Origin of the sequence: Paenibacillus sp. J5C2022, from assembly GCF_025567625.1 — a bacterium.
GTDB lineage: Bacteria > Bacillota > Bacilli > Paenibacillales > Paenibacillaceae > Pristimantibacillus.
Genome location: NZ_JAOQJC010000003.1, coordinates 246,462 through 264,250, shown reverse-complemented (window position 1 = coordinate 264,250; position 17,789 = coordinate 246,462). Strand labels below are relative to the sequence as shown.

Here is a 17,789-nt window from a genome sequence, read left to right as displayed (position 1 = left end):
TTATGGGTTTTCGTGTTTTTGCTATAAAATAATTCTTTTTGCTGTTTAATTGTTAAGATAATGCAAAAATGCTTATTTATATTGCCTGAAAATGCTTTTTTTCTATATACTTTGAGGAGGTCATTCATATTCGCTATGTGACTGATCAGACCGGATGGTGACCGCCATATCTGTCCATTGGAAAGGGTGAGCGATATAAGGCGATACGGAGTGAATAAGGATGAGACGAATCCGATAGAGAGAAATCCGTAATTAATGAGAGGAGAAAGGATATGAAAACGGTAAAAACGACGCTGGCAATGGTTTTAGCAGTCATCTTATTTATGCAAGGATTTTTAATCACTTCTGTACAAGCAGAAAATGCGGCTCCCGAACAAGAGGCGGAGACTCTTGAGTGGGAAGGGGTGTTTTTTGACCCAGCTAGGAAAAACGCTGTGGAGCTAAAGTCATTGCTGAGCAATGTGCCTTCCACCTTCGAGATTCGTGCGAAATTCGCAGAGAATCCGGGTCAGCGTCAAATCTTGTTCGGCAATTACCGTTCAGGCGCGCAATCCAACTTTAATATCGAGATTAAGGCCGACAATCAATTCCGATATTATGAATTGTCGAACGGCAAGTTGATTGATCGATCCACTACCGGTCTTGCAATTACGACGGGCGAGTGGACACATCTGGCCGTGACAAGAGATGTGGCGAACAAGAAAGTTTCGCTCATTCAAGACGGAGTCGTGGTCGCGACATTCGACAATTTGGAGTTGCCCGAGCAGGTTGCACTGGAAAGCCTGCACAGCATCGGGAAAGACACGCGTGATCAAATGCATATGAGAGCGGAAGTAGCGGAGGTTCGATTGTGGAGCGACATTCGTACGCTGGATGAGCTCAAAACAAATGTCGATGCGGACATGCAAGGTGACGAAGAAGGACTGATGCACGCCTGGATACTGGACAGTTCTCTGCAGGAACCGACGGTGGATACAGTGTATGATAAAGCGGGCAACATCGACGGTACACCTTACGGCTTCGAAAAGTCTTTTGAAATTGAAATGCCTTATGAAAGTCAATTCAAAGGGACGGGAACTGATTTCTCGAACGGTCAATTAGAAATAGCGGTACAGGAGCGATTGGCGGCTTCGCCTCGAACGGTAGAGGCATGGGTGAATGTGCCGGCCGACACGTCAAGCGGCTTGCCGGTTGGAACCATATTCGGCAACAATGAGAGCTTCTATTATAACGACGTCTCACGCTTGAGCTTCGAAATCGGAAGTAACGGCAATCCAAGACTGTTCTGGAGAGCTCACAAAAACTATGAGATCAATTATATTGCGAATGTAAATGTAAATGTCGGCGATTGGGTTCATGTAGCGATGGTATTGGACGATGAGAAGAATACGGTCTCCGCTTATATTAACGGAGAGAAGATGGATGAAGAGGTATTGACGGCACCAATTCCGACAGATAATCTCGCTCGCGAGCCTAAGATCGGCTCGGATTATAGCGGATATGAATCGGACGGCACGCCTAAGATGAATTTCAAGGGACAGATTGCGGATGTGCGCGTATGGTCGACAGCCAGAACGGAGGAAGAAATCAAATCCCATCACAACGTTGCTCTGCAAGGCAATGAAGCGGGACTGATTGGGAACTGGAGGCTGGAAACAGATGTTGACGGTCTCTATCCGGATTCCTCTGTGAACTCGAATGACGGATATATATATGATGATGAAGCGTACAACTGGCTGGACCCTAATTTCGCGGAAGGGGATTATACGATCGCGGTCGTTCCGGATACGCAGTATCTGGCAAGACTGTTTCCAGATGCGCTGAAAGGGTATACGACGTGGCTGAAGGATCATGCCGACGAGATGAACATTAAGCTTGCAATCGGCGTAGGCGATATTGTGGATACGCCGAACAGCACGGCGGAATGGGCAGTGGCGTCTGAAGCCTACTCGTATCTGGATGGCGTTGTCCCCTATGTACTGCCTCCGGGCAATCATGATGTCATATTGAACAAATCGACGCTTACACGGGATTATACCAATTACAACAAGTACTTCCCATATAGCAAATACTCGCAATTGCCTACCTTCGGCGGCGCATATGTCGAGGGCAATATGGAGAATGCGTATCATTATTTTAATATCGGCGATGTGGAGTACATGGTCGTCTCCCTGGGCTTCGGACCGAATGACGAAGTATTGGACTGGGCGAATGAAATGGTGGCGGCCAATCCGGATAAACGCGTGATCATGACGACGCATGCCTACATGTATCACAATGGGGAGCATATCAGCCATGATCATATTGATCACCCCAATGCCTATATCAGCGACGCGAACAACGGCGACGATATGTTCAATGAATTCATCAGCAGGCATGACAATGTCATCATGGTGTTGTCGGGGCATATCGGATATCCGGATATCGTACTCCGGGAAGACAGCAATAAATATGGCAGCGCCGTTAATCAATTGCTGGCGGACGGACAGTTCATGCAGCCCAGAGATCTTGGCATGCTCATGCTGCTGACATTTAAAGAAGGCAGCAACAACGTGGACGTGAACTGGTATTCGGTTAAAAACGACCAACTGTATCGTGAGAAAAATCAATTCTCCATGGAGCTTAATCTGTATCCGGAGGCGCATACCTATGAGCAGTTATCCGAGAAGCTGGTAGAAGCGGAACAATTCGTCTCGTACATCGAAGGTACAGATGGATTGTCCGTTCCGAACATGGATGAGCTGCAAGAATTGGTTAAAGCTGCCAAAGCATTGACCGAAGAGGATGAAGCAGCACGCATCGACGAAGTCTATATTGATTTGACATGGGCGTTGCTTCAAGCTCAGGATTCGATACAGTATTCGTTTATTCCGAAGGATGCCTTTACGATTGACTCTTACAGCTCATATGACGACTATGAGGACAACTTGCCTCATTACATTTTGGATGGAGATTACTCCACCTTGTGGCATACCCGCTGGCAGGAGCCCGCTTCCGACTTCCCGCATTGGATTATCATTGATATGAAGGAGTCCTTCAAGCTGAGCGGTATCCAGCGGACTAGCCGACCGAGATTGACGGCTATGGAGTTCCCTCGGGAATTCGAATTATACGCCTCGGACGAGCTGTCTGACTTGAGCGATCCGGACTACCTTGCCGATGAGGCCAATCGGGCGAGCGGCACATTTGGCAAGACAGCGGAAGGGAATGTGTATCAGGATTTCACCCTTCTGGATAAGGAGCTTCAAGGACGTTATGTGAAATTGGTAATTAACAGCACGTACGGCACCGGCACTTTTACCAGCATGAGCGAAATCGATTTTACCGGTGTGTCGGCCGAGAACCCTCCGGCAGAACCTGTACAGCTATACGCTGAGGATTTAACGGTACACAGCGGCGACATATTCACGCTGCCGGTCAAGGTTGAACGTGCCTCGCAGTTAGCGGGTATCGAAGGCGCAATGTTGTACGATGATGAGCTTCTGACACTGGAATCCTTTGAGCTTGCGGGCTTCGGGGAGACGGGTGCGGTAAGTACATCCGTGAATGGCAGGATAGGATTCGCGGCTGTGTCCGAATCCGCATTGGGCACAGATGAAGAGGTGATCATCGGCAATGCAGTGTTCCGTGCGAAAGCTGATCTGACCTCCGGAGCGCAAGCCGCAATTTCCTTCGAGAATGTACATGTGCTCATCGTGAATGCGCCTGGGGAATATACTTACGAGCCTGCGGTGACGGCGGATGCGACTGTAACGATCGTAAGCGGATTGATCGGGGATATGGATGGCAATAACCGGATTGATATTATGGACGCTTCACTTATTCTGAAGCTGATTGTCGGAGCGTTAGAATCCGATGATGAGTCGATGACCGACATCGCGGACGTCAATGGCGACCAGACGGTCGATACGCTGGATGTGCTTGTATTGCTTAAAATGATTGCAGACGATCTCGCTAACGTAACTGCACGCTAATCAGTTATTGTATGGAGAAGGTGCACGCTGATCAATCTACACCCGCATAGACGGGATGGGAAGGTTATCGTCCCTCATAATAAAGCGGAAAGGCGGCTCGGGATGAACATCCTGCGCCGCCTTTTTAGGTTGAATAAATTAAATATATAGTGACTTGTATATACCTCAAGGGGTCAGGCTCTTGACGATAAAGTCCAGATGAGCTTCCAGAGAGACCGGATCGCTATAATTGGAGTACTTGGAGTCCAGGTTATAGACTTTGCCGTTTTTTACGGCCGGCAGCGACTTCCACAGCGTGCTTTCATAGACATAATCGGGATTCGCTTCATCCCCCGTCCAAGGACTTGTGAAGATGATGTCGCCTGCGAATTCCGGCAGCTTCTCCAGCGAGATGTTGGCATAGCCGGCTCCGCTGTCGATCGCTTCCTGTTGAATGACCTCGGGAGCCTTCAGCTTGAACTCACCGTACAGAATTTCCCCGCCGCGGCCATAATTGTGGCCGAATGCGTAGATGCCCTTTGCGTGAGGCTGAAGAATCGATACGGTTCCGTCTCCGACGGCTTCCTCGATCATGGGCTTGTGCTCGGCGATTTTGGCGTCCCAGCTATCGATCCAGGCTTGCGCTTCAGCTTCTTTGCCGGTAATTTTACCGAAGTCCAACAGCTGCTCGCGGTAATCCTTAGTACCGTATTCTATGGCGATAGTAGGTGCGATTTTTTCGAAGTTTTCAATGTTTTTGGAGCGTGTAATCGTAATGATGAGATCGGGATCGAGCGCTGTTATTTGTTCCAGCGAAGAGTCCATGTCGCCGATGCTCTCGACGCCGTCCAGCTGGCCTTCGAAGTAAGGCACATGCAGAGCTTCTTCGGGAACGCCGGCTGGCTTGATACCCAGTGCCAGGAAATAGCCGACGTATACTTTGGAGTCGACAACGATGCGTTGCGGGTTTTTCGGTACGACTACTTCTCCGTTGGCGGCTGTGTAGGTTATTGTATCTTCTTCCGTTGCTTCAGCCGGCTCGTTAGATGCCTTGCCGGAATCGGCAGCATGGGTAGGCGCAGGGGGCGGATCAGGAGCCGTAGAGTTAGCATTGTTGCCGCATGCCGCAAGTAGAACGAATACGGCCAGCAGCAGGCATCCAATGAAATATTTCTTGAGGCGGTAACGTGACACAGTGAATCTCTCCTTGTTGAGCAATTTGTGAAAATGATAATTAGTATCATATCAAAGCCGTCCAGTAATTTCAAAGGGAAAATTTTGAACGCGATGCGAGTAAGATATTGTATTGCAGCCGACAGTTGCGTATAATAATGATAATCAGTTTCAATTAAGTGGAACAGCTTACCATACCAACTAGTTAAGGAGTCGGGAGAATGAGCAATCAAGTATACGATATTACGATAATTGGCGGTGGTCCGGCGGGATTGTTCGGAGCATTCTACAGCGGACTGCGCGGCTTGAAGACAAAAATTATTGAATTCCAGTCATTCCTTGGCGGCAAGGTGCATGTCTATCCGGAGAAAATGATCTGGGATGTCGGCGGATTGACGCCGGTGTCCGGCGAGCAGTTGATCAAGCAACTGATCCAGCAGGGACTCACATTCGATCCTACTGTCGTACTCGGTCAGAAGGTGATTGCGATCGAGAAGGGCGAGGATGGTGTGTTCAAGCTTAAGACGCATGCGGGCGAAGAGCATTACTCCAAAACCGTTCTTCTGGCGGTAGGCGGAGGCATTCTGAAGCCGATGAAGCTGAACATAGAAGGCGCCGAGCGGTTCGAGGTAAGCAATCTGCACTATACGGTGAAGTCACTGGCCAGATTCCGGGGCAAGCGAGTGCTCATCTCCGGCGGCGGCAATGCCGCCATCGACTGGGCGAGCGAGCTGGAGCCGATTGCCGACAAGGTATACCTGACATACCGCAACGATATGCTGAAGGGGCATGAGGCTGTCATCGACCGCCTCCAGAAGAGCACGGCAGAGCTGCTGCTGAACACAACAATCGAGAAGCTGGTTGCATCGCCGGAGCAGGACCGGATTGCGAAGGTCGTCTTGAAGCATACGGATGAAGAGGCAGAGACGGAGCTGGCAATCGACGAGGTCATCATCAACCATGGTTACGAGCGCGATAAGGAGCTGCTGGAGAACAGCCGGCTGAACATTGATCAGCGCGACGGCTACTGGATTGTGGGCAAAGCCAACAGCGAGACGACGGTGGAAGGACTGTATGCCGCAGGCGATATATTGACTCATGAAGGCAAGCTGCACTTGATTGCCGGAGCATTCCAGGACGCGGCGAATGCGGTGAACAGGGCGAAGACGTATATTGAGCCCGAAGCGCGTCCGAACGGGATGGTGTCCTCGCACAATGAAGTGTTCGAGCAGCGGAACCGCGAGCTGGTGAAGCATCTCTATAAGAGCTAGCTCCCATATGCGCCAAGTTGCGCCTACAGAAACGATCTCCCGGGAGATCGTTTTTTTGTAGACGATTTTATCCCTGATCGTGGAAATATCGACCTATTCCTTCCAAGTAAGCGCTTCTATAATGAAGAAGCAAGCTAAATTAACGAGTCAATTGGAGGGTCTTGAGAATGAAAAAAGGTCTGCTCGTCATGTTGATTCTAATGTTAAGCGCATCCATGGTGCTGGCCGGCTGCAGCGGCAACGGCGGCAAGAAGGAAGATGAGACGAACAAGGGCTCCGAGGCGACGGATAAGCCGGCAGAGACGAAGAAGCCCGATCCGACGAAGGAGCCGGACAAGGTGGAGCCGTTCACAATTACGCTTCGTCATATCCAGATCGGCGACGCTCAGAAAAACCGCAAGGCGATTCTGGACGATGTCGTGAAGAAGACGGAAGAGGAAGTAGCGGGCTTGAAAATCGAGCTGGATGGCGTAGAGGATCAAGTGAACCGCTATACGAAGCTGCCTGCTGAGATGACGACCGGCAACCCGCCGCAAATCTTCGATCTGTTCGGCGGCAAGGGCGATGCACAGAAGTATGCGGAGGCCGGGCGGCTGCTTGAGCTGACGCCGATTCTGGAGGAGCTGGGCCTTGGCGACAAGTTCCACAATCTGGAGCAATTCATGATCGGCGACAAAATCTACGGCTTGCCGATCGGAGGCAGCACGGAAGGCATCTACTACAACAAGAAGTTGTTCGCCGATCTGGGCATCGCGGAGCCGAAGACGCTGGAGGAGTTGGAAGCGGCTTCGGATAAGCTGAAGGAGAACGGCATTACGCCATTCGCCATGGGATCGAAGGCGGCTTGGGTGCCGAACATGCTGATCAATACGCTGATCGGACGTTATGCGGGACCGGACATGGTGGGACGCTTCAATAGCGGCGACCTGAAATTCAATGATCCGACCGTAGTGGCGGCGTACGACAAGTATGCGGACTGGGTGAAGCGGGGCTACTTCACGAAAGGCGACATCGGTCTCAGCTATGACCAGATGCTGAACGAATTCCTGAACAGCAAAGCCGGCATGATGTTCGACGGCAGCTGGAGATCGTCCGCATTCGAGAACGAGGATCTGACGAAAAATATTACTTCCGCCGATGTAGGCTATATTAACTTCCCATCCGTACCGAACGGCGTCGGCGATCAGACCTTCATTAACGGCAACTACTCCAACGGCTACGGCTTCTCGGCCGATCTGGACGAGAACGAGCTGAAGGCGGTCAAAGCCTTTATCAAAAATCTGTACAACGAAGAAATGCAAGTGCGCGGCTTGCATGAGGACGGCGTATTGCCATCGATGAAGGTTCCGGCCAGCGCTTCCGACGGGGTGACCAATCCGGTCACAAAGCAAGTAGTTGATCTGAATAACAACGTAGGCGGCCAGTTCTCCCACTTCGAGATCGTCATTACCGGTCCTGTCTATGCGGAGACGGAAGTTCAGCTGCAAGCGATCATCGCGGGAATTGCGGACGGCAAGAAAGCGACTGACAGCGTACAGACGGTATTGGAGAAAGAGCAATAATACGAAAGATGCGATAAGAAGACGCTTCCCGCCCTGGTGTGGGCAGCGTCTTCCGCTTGTAACGGGGCAAGAGGATGCAGCACTACCTGCAACAGGAAGGAGAGAGCCCGGCGATGAAGAGCTCCGCGAAGAAGAGAACTGTGCTTACGAATCCGTATGCGTATGCGATATTTATTTTGCCTACGCTCGGTCTCTATTTTTTGTTTACGATTTATCCCATGTTTTCATCCGCTTTTTACGGCTTTACCGATTGGAACGGATTGAACGACCCGAAGTTTATCGGTTTTGACAATTTTATTAAAGCGATTCAGGATGCCTACTTTCGAAATGCCGTCGTCAATAACATGTATTTCATTCTATTCTCCGTATTTGTCCAGGTGCCGTTCATTGTCTTCTTCGCCATTCTGATCGGTTCCGTGAAGAAGTTCCAACGGTTCTACAAGACGACAGTGTTCATCCCCTCAATTCTGTCTACGGCAGTCATTGGCATCCTGTGGCAGTTCATGTACGATCCGAGCGTCGGTATCGTCAACAAGTTCCTGGGCTTGTTCGGCGTCGAGCCGATCATGTGGCTGGGAGACATGAAGTGGGCGCTGCTCGCGATCCTCATTACGAATGCCTGGCAGTGGATGGGCTTCTATATCGTCCTTGTGCTGGCCGCTATATTGGCCATACCGAAGGAATTGAACGAGGCGGCGGAGATAGACGGCGCGAACGGCTTCCAGAGGGCTATGAACATTACGGTTCCCTTGATCAAGCCGATTATCTCCGTTATCGTCATGCTTTCCATCGCGGGTGCGATGAGAGTCGTCGACGTCGTGCTCGTCATGACGAACGGCGGTCCCGTCGGCTCAACCGAAGTGATGGCCTCCTATATGGTCAACCGGGCCATCCGATTTAGCGAATACGGCTATGGAACGGCACTGTCGATTATGATCTTCATCGTAGCAATCGTCCTGACGACGCTCTATCAACTTACGTTCGGCAGACAGAAGGATGAGGTGACCTACTAATGAACATGGCTATTGTGAAGCGGGCGATGCCTCATGCCGTGCTTATGGTTTACGTATGCATTATCCTCATTCCGTTTGTTTTTATTGTGTTCTCGTCGCTGAAGGATAATAATATTGATATAGCGGAGCAACCTTTCGGCATTCCATGGGATATGGCCTTCCATAACTACGCCGATGCCTGGAAGAAGGGGAACATTAGCAAATATTTTCTGAATAGCGTGTATCTGTCCTTCACATCCTCGGGAGTAAGCGTATTTCTGGCGGCCGCCACCGCTTTTGCGATTGCCAGAATGAAGTTTGTCCGCTCCAGCAAGTGGATCTATCAGCTCGTGCTGATCGGCATGCTTATTCCCGGCAACGTGCTATTCATCGCGCAGTATATACTGGTCAGCGATCTTGGCATGCTCAATACGCATTGGTCGCTGTTCTTCCCCTATACGGCGGGAGGCTTGCCCATCAGCGTATTGCTTATCGCGGCATTCATGCGAGCGATTCCGAAGGAGCTGGAAGAGGCGGCTATTGTGGACGGACTTGGCGCGTTCCGCCTGTTCACGCTTATCATATTGCCGATTACGCTACCTGCGCTCGTGACCGTATTCATCGTCAATTTCCTTGGCGTATGGAATGAATACTTGCTGGCGAACTTCTTCATTAGCAAAGACCATCTGCGTACGCTGCCAACCGGCATGGTCGGCTTCCGCGACGCCTATTTCACCAACTATTCTCTGATCTGCACAGGCATCGTCTACAGCGTATTGCCCGTGCTGGTGCTATACGGATTCCTGCAGGAGAAGATTATTGAAGGTATATCGGCCGGCGCCGTGAAAGGATAGCCGGCTATCGATGAAGGGGGGGCGGTTCTTCATATGACACTTCGCGGGAAGCTGTTCGCCGCCTTTCTTCTCTTGGTCATTGTGCCGATCTGCCTGATCGGCATCGCCGCCTATACGTTCATATCGGATACGGTGATGAAGAAGTATTCCCAGCAAGCGGAGCTAACTCTGCGGGCCCTTCGGCAAAACGTGGAGTTCGTCTTCGATGAAATGACGAAGGTAACCGACAGCACCATTGCCAGCGTGGCGCTGCAGGAGCTGCTGGAGCATCAAGGCTACCGCTCCGATCTGGAGCAGCTGTCCAGCATCGATATGCTGGAGCTGAATGCGATTCAGAAAAATTTTCGAGAGCTGTTGATCAGCCATCCCTCCGTCAGCTATGCGCTGATGTACACGCTGGACTCCGAGAAGGTTATCCCCATCTATGTGAAAAGCGACTTTCAAATTCTGCCCTTCGAGCAATTGGAGCAGCACCCGTTATACAAGAGCGTGAGAGAACGCAATGCGCGTCCCGTATGGATCGGGCCCTACGAATATCCGGAGCTGACAGGCGAGAAGCCGGTCTACACTCAGATGCGAGTGGTGAAGGATATCGGCACGCTGAGGGACAAGGGTATTCTGCTCGTCCAGATCAGAAATTCGGGATTGGAGAACGTATTCCGCTACTTCCGGTTCAATCAGGAACGATACGATACCCGCTTTTTTATCGTCAATAAAGAAGGGCTTATTCTGTTCGACAGCTCCGACGAAATAGACGGTCAAGCGGTACAATCCTTCCTGGAGAAGGAGTATGAGCAAGAACCTCTGTTCAGGAGCGTCAGACAGCGCTTCGGCGATACGGAAAGCATTGTGTCGAGCGTCGGGCTGAGCATTGAGAACTGGCAGCTTGTGTCCGTCACGTCCTGGGACTTCGTATCGGGAGAGATCTATCAGTATGCGCGATGGGCAGCAGCCGTGCTTACCTTGACTCTGTTGTCGGCTCTGGCATTCCTGCTCTTGTCGCTCAATCGGATCGCGAAGAAAATTATCCGCATCGTGCGGTTCATGCGGCGCATCGAAGACGGCGATCTCGGCATGCGCGTGGAGGAGAAAGGAAGCGATGAGCTGTATATGCTGGCCCGCGGCTTGAACAGCATGATCAGACGCATCCAGCATTTGCTTGAACGGGTGAAGGAAGAACAGAAGCAGAAGATGAATGCGGAGATGCGCGTACTGCAGACGCAGATTAAGCCCCACTTCATATTCAATACGCTGGAATCCATCAATGTGCTTGCCGTACAGAATGAGGGCAGGAAGGTGAGCGCCATGGTGCTTCGCCTCGCGAATATACTGCGAATCAGCTTCCAGGGACGGGAGGAAATCTCGCTGCAGCAGGAAGTTGAGCATGTGAAGAGCTACCTGGAAATCCAGCGCTTCCGCTTCACGGAAAGCTTCGCCTATAGCGTAGATATTCCCGATGAACTGCTGACGTGCAAGGTGCAGAAGCTGACGCTGCAGCCGCTTGTGGAGAATTGTATTCAGCATGCGTTCGACGGGCTGGATCGCACAGGGCACATCGCCATTACTGCCCGTTCGGCGGACGGCAGGCTGATCCTATCGGTGAAGGACAACGGTGTGGGCATACCGGATGCGGTGCTGGCCAAATTCCGCTATATGGCCTCTGACGAGGAGAGCGTCATTGGCGACGAGACGCAAGGCGAGCACAATCCCGAGCGGCGCGGCCTTGGCATCCGCAGCGTGGCGGACCGAATACGCATTCAATACGGGGGCGGTTACGGCCTGATGATATGTTCGTCGAGAGATGAAGGCACGACGATTCAATGCATCTTACCTTTACAGGGATGGAGGGATGGAAGTGAAGCTGAAGGCTATGCTGGTTGACGACGAGCTACCGATTCTGAATAACTTGACGGTTGTGTTGCCCTGGGAGGAGCTGGGCTTCCAGCTTGTGGCGCTGGCTCGCAACGGTCAGGAGGCGATGGAGCGCTACCGCGAGAGTGAGCCGGATCTCATCCTGTGCGATATTCGGATGCCGGTTATGGATGGCATGAAGGTGCTGTCCGAGGTGCGCAAGCTGGGCAAGCCTTGCGAGATCGTGATGCTGACCGGTTATCAGGATTTCGAATATACGCGGACGGCTATTCAGCACGGGGTGCGGGATTATATCCTCAAGCCGATTGATTACGAGCATCTGGAGAGAACCGTGAGGAAGCTGGGCGAGGAGATCAGATACCGCAAGCAGGAGGCGCAGCTGGCAGAAGAGCGGTGGCGTCAATTGACCCGAATCGCGTATGAGAAAATGCTGTACGATACGCTGCTAGGCATATCTTCTCAATCAGCATCCTATATGCCGGGAGACGAGCAGGCGTTATCGGAGGGTGGACGATACAGTATGCTTCTCGTCGACATTGACCATTACGCTCAGCTGTCGATGAGCTGGAATCATGCCGACCGCAAGCAGTGGAACTGCGATATCCGGAAGGTGCTGGAGAAGGCGTTGCGCAAGAAGGCGTTGGGCGACGGCGTCATCGCGGTTGACGGAGACAATCAGCTTCGGCATTGGAGCGGCCATCATGCGGGGACGGCAGATAGCGTGGATCACCATTACACTGTTCTGCAGCTGCGGGAAGGGGAATGGTGCATCCTGATCGGGCATGCCGACGGCGAACGGTGGACGAATGGGGAAGCGGAGCAGTGGAAGAGCTGCATTCAAGAGGCAGTGGGAGGGAACAATGGCTTGTCTGTAAGCGTTGTCTTCCATCGGCAAGCGATGCCGCTCTCGGAGCTGGCTTCGACTTACAAGCATCTGCAGCTGCTCGTTCTGCAACAAGGGAGCGACGCCTTGACAGAGCTTCAAGCAGACCGGACAGACGGCGATGCGGCGGACAGGGATGGTGTGAAGGGGCTATGGCATGCGCTGGATGCCGTTCTGTCGGCGCTTCGCCAGCTGGATCAGCCCGGCATGAAGCGGGCGCTTCAGCAGTTGCAGAGCCGTTATCTGTCCGGCCCGGAAGCGGGCTTCGATCGCGGCGAGAAGCTGGTGCATTACATGCTGATTCATCTGCTGCGCGAGATGCGGGAGATGGATATTCTGGCGGCGGAGGAAGAGGAGGATGTGTGGCAGAGGCTGCAGCATAGCGTCGGCGTCAACGATGTGATGGAAGTGATCCTGCAGTTGGTGGACGGCGCCATGGAGAAGGCTTTCAGCAAGCGGAGCAGTGAGCTGCTCATGCTGTCGGCGAAGGAATACATTCATAGCCGCTTGTCCAGTGATTTGGGCGTGGACGAGTTGGCGGGGCATCTGGGCATTAGCGGCAGCTACTTCAGCATGCTGTTCAAATCGCACTTCGGTGAGACGTTCGTAGAATATGTGACCCGACAGCGGATGGAGCTGGCGCAGCGGATGCTGCTGACGACCGACAAGACGGTGACCGAGATCGGGACGCAGGCAGGCTACTCCGAACGCCGTTACTTCACGAAGGTATTCCATAAGCATACGCGGATGACGCCCTCGGAATACCGGGAGCACCATGTGTCCAATAAGACGAAGGTGTGAAGCAGCATAGCCGCCCCACCGCATCATTTCTGCGCTCCAGTGTATGTGGCATGCACAAAAGTAGCTCCACCGCATCATTTCGGAGCTCGAGTGTATGTGGCATGCACTAGAGTAGCTCAACCGCATCATTTCGGAGCTCCAGTGTATGTGCCATGCACAAAAGCTGCTCAACCGCATCATTTCGGAGCTCGAGTGTATGTGGCATGCACTAGAGTAGCTCGACCGCATCATTTCGGAGCTCGAGTGTATGTGGCATGCACTAGAGTAGCTCAACCGCATGATTTCGGAGCTCCAGTGTATGTGGCATTCACTAGAGTAGCTCAACCGCATGATTTCGGAGCTCCAGTGTATGTGGCATGCACTAGAGTAGCTCAACCGCATGATTTCGGCGCTCCAGTGTATGTGGCATGCACAAAAGCTGCTCAACCGCGTCATTTCGGAGCTCCAGTGTATGTGGCATGCACAATAGTAGCTCAACCGCATTATTTCGGCGCTCCAGTGTATGTGGCATGCACTAGAGTAGCTCAACCGCATGATTTCGGAGCTCCAGTGTATGTGGCATGCACTAGAGTAGCTCAACCGCGTCATTTCGGAGCTCCAGTGTATGTGGCATGCACAAAAGCTGCTCAACCGCGTCATTTCGGCGCTCCAGTGTATGTGCCATGCACAAAAGCTGCTCAACCGCGTCATTTCGGAGCTCCAGTGTATGTGGCATGCACTAGAGTAGCTCAACCGCATGATTTCGGCGCTCCAGTGTATGTGGCATTCACTAGAGTAGCTCAACCGCATGATTTCGGCGCTCCATTGTATGTGGCATGCACAAAAGTAGCTCAACCGCATCATTTCGGAGCTCCAGTGTATGTGGCATTCACTAGAGTAGCTCAACCGCATCATTTCTGCGCTCCAGTGTATGTGGCATGCACTAGAGTAGCTCAACCGCATCATTTCGGAGCTCCAGTGTATGTGGCATGCACTAGAGTAGCTCAACCGCATGATTTCGGCGCTCCAGTGTATGTGGCATGCACTAGAGTAGCTCAACCGCGTCATTTCGGAGCTCTAGCCTATGAATACTCGTCTGAATCCCCGCATTTAGCTACTTTTCAGCCTTCAATATGACATACTAGTCGCCTTATTTCTCTTGACCCTCACGCAACGCGACCATCTATACTCCTGTTCAGGCGGAAATGCGAAAAGTGAAGGGTGGGGAGATCATGGTGAAGGAAGCGGTAAGAAAAGTGAGGCTCGAGCTTGAGGAGGGGGAAAGCGAATTCGGCTAGAGTAGGTAAAGATCTGGCGCCAACAGGGATCAACCTGATGCTATTTTGCAACCAGTACAATGAAATGACGAAGGGGCAGTCCGGGCTAGTCGTACCCGTAGATATTACAGTGTTCGAGGATCGCACCTTTCAGGTGACGCTCAGAACCCCTCCGGTTGCCTTCCTGTTGAAGAAGTACGCAGGGATAGGCAAGGGGGCGGCGAGACCGGGCCATGAGACGGCGGGTACGATTACAAGGGAACAGCTTCGGACAATAGCCGAGGTGAAGCTGCCGGACATGAATACCTCGAATGTGGAAGTGCGATGAAGATGATTGCAGGCACAGCCAAAAACATGGGAATCCGCATTGTTCATGACGGAAGGGAATAATGGCGGCAGAAATTGGAGCATTCAAGAAATAGTCGATATGACGCACATGCCTACTAGCACATTGAGCTGGTATGTCAGGACTAATCTGCTGCAAGCCGAACCGTATGGGCATGCAGGGCGCCGCTGGTGTAATGATCAGGACTCTTATCATTGCTGCGCAGAAGAGGCTTGGCTATACCTTCCGGGAGACGAGAGCTGCATTGAACAATATTGGAATGGGAAGAGGGGAAGTTCCTTTTTTGTAGAATATAATTATTTTACGGAAAAGGGAGGCTGCTCAGACATGGCAATGGTGAAAGTGCTGAATGAAGGATATGTGCGACTGGTTGATCATATGGGCTCTGACTTGACGGTAGTGAATGCGGCGAGAGTATCGTATGCCAAGCAATCTCTGGAGTTAGACGATCGGGATATCCGATTGATCAAGTTCCTGGCGCGTGAAGGCCATACGTCTCCATTCCGCCACGCTATGCTGCAATTCGAAGTATATGCGCCGTTGATGGTCGCCAGACAGTGGTGGAAGTATGTGGTCGGCTCCGCGCATTACGAAGGGACGGGGGACAGTCTGGACGCATGGAATGAATCCAGCCGCCGCTATATTACAGAAGAGCCTGTATTCTATTGTCCGGAAGCGGGCGAGTGGCGTTCGCAGCCGGAGAATTCCAAGCAAGGCAGCGGCGACAGCATCCAATGGGAGCTGGGGGAGAAGTATAGCCGTGAGCTTATGGCGTATACGGAAGCGGGCATAGCCAAGTACGAGGCAGCACTCGCCGATGGCATCTGCGCCGAGCAAGCGCGCTTATTCTTGCCGGCGTATGGCATGTATGTGCGCTGGTATTGGACGGCATCTGTCCAATCGGTCGCCCACTTCCTGAATCAGCGGCTTGAGCATGATGCGCAGCGCGAGATTCAGGATTACGCGAAAGCGATATTGACGCTGATGAAGCCGCTGTTCCCCGTATCGCTGGAGCAGTTGATGCACGATCGCACAAGTGAATGACAGCTGCCGGGCCTTATGCGGAAACCCTCTCTCCGGAGAGGTTTTTTGCATTTGGGGGATGCACGGATGCGCACGGCTGAATTGTGTAAGTGCGAATAGGGGGGGGGTCATCCTTTCTGTACAAGTTGCGCGAGAGGGCGAATGGTTGTGTCATCCGTTCCGTACAAGTTGCGCGAGAGGGAGAATGATTGTGTCATCACACTGTTGAGATTAATACATATTTTCCATGCCCATGTCACAAAACGTTCTTTCGGTTGTTATATAGACATGATTGATGAAAGGAGGGGGAACTGTTGGTGGATGAGCAGCTTGAGCTCGAGGAGTGGGTAAGTGCCGTGCGGAAGGGGGACAAAGAGCCGTACGGCTGCATCGTCCGCAAATATCAGCAGGCGCTGTACGTATATTGTTTCCATCTGTTGCTGCAAAGGGAAGAAGCGGAGGACGCCGTGCAGGATGTGTTCGTGAAAGCTTACGAGAAGCTGCATCTGTATGTCGAAGGCAAGTCATTCTCCGCGTGGTTGTACAAGATCGCCCACCATCATTGTATCAATCTGCTCAAGAAGCGGCAGCGAATGAGGCTGCTTGGCTGGTGGATGCGTGTGAATGAGTCAGGGCATAGCGGCGATGAAGGCTCAGAGCGGCTGGAGAGGCAGGAGCTGACATTGGCCGCATGGCGGACGCTGCAGCATCTCAACCATACCGAACGAGCGCTTGTCACGCTTCGCGTTGTGCAGGGAAAAAGCTATGAGGAGATCGCTGATGTATTTCCTCTACGTCCTGAGGCCCTGCGCAAAAAAAGTAGAGAGAGCCAAGACAAAGCTGAAAAAAATATGGATGGAAATGGAGGAGAGAGCGAATGCGGATGGAGAGCGGGTGGGAGCGGCGTCTGAAACATTGGTTATCAAGTGAAGCGCATCCTAATATTGATGTGGCGGATAAGGTGATGGCGGCAATAAGCAGTAAGAACATAAGCCGGGGGCGTCCTTCGCTATGGTCCAGAAGAAGCATGATGCTGGCGGCAGCGGCAGCAGTGGTGCTGATCGTATCCGGGTTCAGCTATGCAGCAGCAACCTGGCAACTGAATCGCTCCGACGGAACCGTCAGCATGGAGTATCGTGCCTTCGAAGCGGGTGAGGAACCGATTCTGGACGAGAGGGAATCCAGCGAGCTGCAACAGCTTCTTCCCGCAGGCAGCATGGCGCTGTTCTACTTGACGGACAGGAATCGATTTGTAACGTTGGAGAATCCAGTCGCTTACACATCTTATGAGGAATGGCGGAGCCAGTCCGGCTATCTGCTTCCCGCTCATGCCGCGAAGTTGACAGCGGACTATCACTTCCTGGATGGCATGGTGCATGCGGAGCCTGTCGAGGCACAGCTTGTCGGTCTGATGAAGCAATTGATGCAGGACGCCGAGGAAAGCGGCGAGTCTATCGTCTATCGGGAGGTGGAGCGGAGCCGCCCGCATAGCGCGAGCGCATCATTCCAGGCGAATGATGGCGGCGTCATTGCGCTCTATGCATCGGAAGGGCAGAATTGGCGGACGGTTCATACGGATATGGCAGGCAAGGAGATGAAGAAGGTGGCATTGGGAGAACAGGAGGTTTTACTAATCGGAAATGCGGAAGAGGCGCGTTATGAGCTGGCATGGATGGACGAAAGCGCAAGCGAGCCTATCTATTACAGGGTATATACGGAGACGCCTGAGCTTGTCACGGAAGATGAGCTGTTCTTATTCGCAGCTGTGCTTAGCTATTAGCAGGAATAGAGACCGCATCGTCG

The 17,789-nt window shown here is 52.2% G+C and carries 12 protein-coding genes; 11 read left to right on the top strand and 1 reads right to left on the bottom strand.

Going from position 1 to position 17,789, the window contains the following annotated elements; all coding sequences use genetic code 11:
* Positions 1–272 precede the first annotated feature (272 nt).
* Positions 273–3,974 carry a LamG-like jellyroll fold domain-containing protein gene (locus M6D81_RS04175; protein ID WP_262675556.1) on the top strand — a complete coding sequence of 1,234 codons (3,702 nt, stop codon included), beginning with the start codon at positions 273–275 and terminating at the stop codon, positions 3,972–3,974.
* A 165-nt stretch (positions 3,975–4,139) separates the two neighbouring features.
* Here M6D81_RS04175 and M6D81_RS04170 read toward each other — a convergent pair whose 3' ends face one another.
* The gene (locus tag M6D81_RS04170; protein ID WP_262675555.1) at positions 4,140–5,147 is read right to left on the bottom strand and encodes an ABC transporter substrate-binding protein; all 1,008 of its coding nucleotides are present in this window, start codon (positions 5,145–5,147) and stop codon (positions 4,140–4,142) included.
* Between the two features lie 200 nt (positions 5,148–5,347).
* Here M6D81_RS04170 and M6D81_RS04165 point away from each other — a divergent pair, with 200 nt between their 5' ends.
* The 10 genes from M6D81_RS04165 to M6D81_RS04120 all read left to right on the top strand — a co-directional run bounded on the left by M6D81_RS04165 (position 5,348) and on the right by M6D81_RS04120 (position 17,766).
* Entirely contained in the window at positions 5,348–6,397 is a 1,050-nt protein-coding gene (locus M6D81_RS04165) for an NAD(P)/FAD-dependent oxidoreductase (protein ID WP_262675554.1), read from the top strand.
* A 167-nt stretch (positions 6,398–6,564) separates the two neighbouring features.
* On the top strand, positions 6,565–7,959 hold the full coding sequence (locus tag M6D81_RS04160; protein WP_262675553.1) for an ABC transporter substrate-binding protein: 1,395 nt from the start codon (positions 6,565–6,567) through the stop codon (positions 7,957–7,959).
* A 113-nt stretch (positions 7,960–8,072) separates the two neighbouring features.
* Complete coding sequence (locus M6D81_RS04155; RefSeq protein WP_262675552.1) at positions 8,073–8,972, top strand: carbohydrate ABC transporter permease; 900 nt, start codon at positions 8,073–8,075, stop codon at positions 8,970–8,972.
* 5 nt (positions 8,973–8,977) lie between these two features.
* Complete coding sequence (locus M6D81_RS04150) at positions 8,978–9,805, top strand: carbohydrate ABC transporter permease (protein ID WP_262675579.1); 828 nt, start codon at positions 8,978–8,980, stop codon at positions 9,803–9,805.
* Between the two features lie 33 nt (positions 9,806–9,838).
* Complete coding sequence (locus M6D81_RS04145) at positions 9,839–11,686, top strand: cache domain-containing sensor histidine kinase (RefSeq protein ID WP_262675551.1); 1,848 nt, start codon at positions 9,839–9,841, stop codon at positions 11,684–11,686.
* Entirely contained in the window at positions 11,661–13,361 is a 1,701-nt protein-coding gene (locus tag M6D81_RS04140) for a response regulator (RefSeq protein WP_262675550.1), read from the top strand. Before M6D81_RS04145 ends, M6D81_RS04140 begins: the two co-directional genes overlap by 26 nt.
* Before the next feature lie 1,248 nt (positions 13,362–14,609).
* Positions 14,610–14,945 carry an uL11 family ribosomal protein gene (locus tag M6D81_RS04135; protein WP_262675549.1) on the top strand — a complete coding sequence of 112 codons (336 nt, stop codon included), beginning with the start codon at positions 14,610–14,612 and terminating at the stop codon, positions 14,943–14,945.
* Between the two features lie 345 nt (positions 14,946–15,290).
* Complete coding sequence (gene thyX / locus M6D81_RS04130) at positions 15,291–16,007, top strand: FAD-dependent thymidylate synthase (RefSeq protein ID WP_262675548.1); 717 nt, start codon at positions 15,291–15,293, stop codon at positions 16,005–16,007.
* A gap of 296 nt (positions 16,008–16,303) precedes the next feature.
* Positions 16,304–16,897, top strand: a complete 594-nt coding sequence (locus M6D81_RS04125; RefSeq protein WP_262675547.1) for an RNA polymerase sigma factor — start codon at positions 16,304–16,306, stop codon at positions 16,895–16,897.
* Entirely contained in the window at positions 16,864–17,766 is a 903-nt protein-coding gene (locus M6D81_RS04120) for a hypothetical protein (protein ID WP_262675546.1), read from the top strand. The genes M6D81_RS04125 and M6D81_RS04120 overlap by 34 nt, the downstream gene beginning before the upstream one ends.
* The last annotated feature ends 23 nt before the right edge of the window (positions 17,767–17,789 follow it).

Excerpts from the sequence above, each read along its gene's own strand:
- thyX (WP_262675548.1), top strand. The coding sequence starts at position 15,291 with ATGGCAATGGTGAAAGTGCTGAATGAAGGATATGTGCGACTGGTTGAT.
- M6D81_RS04175 (WP_262675556.1), top strand. The coding sequence starts at position 273 with ATGAAAACGGTAAAAACGACGCTGGCAATGGTTTTAGCAGTCATCTTA.
- M6D81_RS04150 (WP_262675579.1), top strand. The coding sequence starts at position 8,978 with ATGGCTATTGTGAAGCGGGCGATGCCTCATGCCGTGCTTATGGTTTAC.
- M6D81_RS04155 (WP_262675552.1), top strand. The coding sequence starts at position 8,073 with ATGAAGAGCTCCGCGAAGAAGAGAACTGTGCTTACGAATCCGTATGCG.
- M6D81_RS04120 (WP_262675546.1), top strand. The coding sequence starts at position 16,864 with ATGCGGATGGAGAGCGGGTGGGAGCGGCGTCTGAAACATTGGTTATCA.
- M6D81_RS04160 (WP_262675553.1), top strand. The coding sequence starts at position 6,565 with ATGAAAAAAGGTCTGCTCGTCATGTTGATTCTAATGTTAAGCGCATCC.
- M6D81_RS04145 (WP_262675551.1), top strand. The coding sequence starts at position 9,839 with ATGACACTTCGCGGGAAGCTGTTCGCCGCCTTTCTTCTCTTGGTCATT.
- M6D81_RS04165 (WP_262675554.1), top strand. The coding sequence starts at position 5,348 with ATGAGCAATCAAGTATACGATATTACGATAATTGGCGGTGGTCCGGCG.